Source organism: Pradoshia sp. (assembly GCF_051873915.1).
Taxonomy (GTDB): Bacteria; Bacillota; Bacilli; order Bacillales; family Pradoshiaceae; genus Pradoshia.
The window spans coordinates 1-2,538 of record NZ_JBJEFJ010000071.1 but is presented as its reverse complement, the minus strand read 5'-3'; the positions used below and the strand labels follow the sequence as shown (position 1 = coordinate 2,538).

2 protein-coding genes are annotated in these 2,538 nt (G+C 46.7%); both read right to left on the bottom strand.

The window, feature by feature from the left end:
- Positions 1-90: 90 nt before the first annotated feature.
- Positions 91-834, bottom strand: coding sequence for an ATP-binding protein (locus ACI35L_RS07145; protein WP_439802548.1), 744 nt, complete (start codon positions 832-834; stop codon positions 91-93).
- Complete coding sequence (gene istA, locus ACI35L_RS07140) at positions 827-2,377, bottom strand: IS21 family transposase (RefSeq protein WP_439802547.1); 1,551 nt, start codon at positions 2,375-2,377, stop codon at positions 827-829. Before istA ends, ACI35L_RS07145 begins: the two co-directional genes overlap by 8 nt.
- Positions 2,378-2,538 lie beyond the last annotated feature (161 nt).

Below are 2,538 nucleotides of genomic sequence, written 5' to 3'. Positions count from 1 at the left end.
GGTTCCGTTAGTGAGAGCCAGTGCTCCGGATTAGAGAGCCACCCCCCTCAGGGGGGCGACCTGCTAATCCTGATACATGCACTTTGAAAACTAAATCCTGCTGTGGCGACGTCTCATGGATGTTTCGCCATCAATATTAATCTCATATCCATTGGATGTTATGCGGTCAAGCAGTGTGTCTGCGACACCGCCGCTCCCAAGCCTCTCGTGCCAGCCTGCTACGGCTACCTGAGAGCATAGGATTGTCGATGTTTTATCCTCATCCCTGGCTCTTAGCAGAATTAACAGATCACGTTGCTCCTCCTGAGTCGTGGGAAGCAGGAGAAAGTCATCTAGAATCATCAACGGTATCCTTCTGAAACGATTAATCGTTTCGTCATATATGCCTTGAATCCTTGCTGCTTCCATTGTGCCGAAGAATTCATTAAGCCTGAAGTATCTGACACGGTACTCATGTCTGCATGCGTTGGTAGCCAGAGCACAGGCTATATATGTCTTGCCGCATCCGGTTGCACCGATAAGCATTATGTTGAGACCTCTGCTGATGAACTCGTTCGTCTGGAGCGTATTGAACAGATCCCTGTTTAGATGTCTCTCAGGAAAGAACTCTATTCCTCCAATATGCGCAGTAGTATCCGGAATCTCAGACCTCTTCAGAAGCCTCTTAATCTTGTTATTTGTCCGCGAGTCAAACTCCGCATCCACTAGTAGAGAGAATTCTTCATCAAATGTCATCGGAGCGTAGAGCTCAGGTGATTCTGAATGCAGCTTATATTGATTTGCCATTTCCGGTAATCTCATTTTACGAAGCTTGTCGTATGTGTCTCTATTCATTACGGCCACCTCCATAGTATGAAGCACCACGAAGGTGAGTGAATTTTTCAAGAGAGTCATCTTTTTCTGACGACGATTTTTCCTTCGGAAGGTCTTGACCGGCTTCAAGAATCAATCTAATATTCTTGTACCGGGGATTCGGAATATGCACAAGTGCTACAGCGCAGGCATTTTCAAGGCGGCTGGAGGAGTATTTGTCAGCCAGCTTCAGGAGGGACAGGCAGCCTTTGTAGGCCTGTTCTTCTACCCGGTATGACGCGAACATCTTATCTACAACTTCTTTTGTATTAGGTCCGATGTTTTCAGCCCAGCGCTTGAATCTTTTGCTGTCCCATTCGCTGTACAGCTGATGGTTCTCAGGCATATGATCTATGTTTGTTGCATATTGACCATTGCGCCCATGGAGCCTTCTGTGGCTGCAGATACGAGTGCCCTTATAGTAGATTTCAATCACGCTGCCTGTACTGCGAACATCTACTTTCTTTCTTACATATGCATATGGAACTGAATAGTTTTGCTTGTCGAAGGATATGTGGTAGTTCATCTGGACGGTCGCTACCTTCCAGGTTGCATACTCGTAAGCGTAATCCGGCAGTGGTTTCATAAATGGCAGTTCTTCATCGGTATACACGGAATAACGAGAACCGTCCTTTTTCTGAAACGGCTTTCTATTGAACTCGTCAAGTTCTTTTCGTATGGCTTTATTCAGCTCATGGAGACTGAAGAATCTCATGTTTCTGAATTTTGATACAAGCCGTCTTGTTAAAGCGCCTACTGATCCTTCCACCGCTGCTTTGTCCTTTGGAGCCAAAACTCGCGCAGGCAGTAATGCGGTATTGTAGTGATCGGCCAGCTCTTCGTAGCTCTTGTTGAACACCGGATCCTCATGCTTGCTGTTCCTGATGACACCTGTTTTTAGATTGTCGCAGACAAGAAGCTTTGTGCTGCCGCCGAAGTACGCATACATATGTACATGTGCATTTATCCATGCTTCCTGTTTCGTGTTTGTAAATGCTTCCGCATAGCAGAACATGCTAAACGGCAGCGTGGCTACGAACAGGTAGCATTTCTGCTCCTTGTCATCATCGGCATCATAGTATGAGAATGTGGTGCCTGCCCAGTCGACCATGAGCTTGTCGCCCGGCTTATGACTTATATGCATCGTCAGTCTGTGCTGATTGACATAGTCGGAATACAGCTTACAAAACTGAGAGTACATATACGGCGGCTTCTTCTCCTCTCTGCACTGATCACAATACTCTTCCCACAAAGAGCGAAGAGTGACTCCGTCTTTGAGAAGTTCCTTGTGCACCCATTCGAAGTCAGGGATGACCTGAACAGGGATTAGTTCCTTCTCAGGAAAGAGCAGCTGTACTATCTCCGACTCTTCCATCTGCAGCAACTCGGGGAGAGATTTACCGCTTCGTATGGATGCTGCTGCTACGGACGATACCGTATTTCTTGATACTTTTAGCATTTTAGCGATTGCTCGCTGAGACTTCCCGTCAGCAATATACTGCAGGATTTGTTTTTCTTTGGACATTGATGTAGTCCTCCCTTCATATGAATTCGGCTTTTGCCGTACATTCATTCTAAAGGGTGGCTCTCTACATCGGAATCCATATTCTATCCAACCGGCTCCGCCATTCAGATTGGGTGGCTCTCTCTATCGGACGAAGTGGCTCCCGAACAGCGGAATACTCA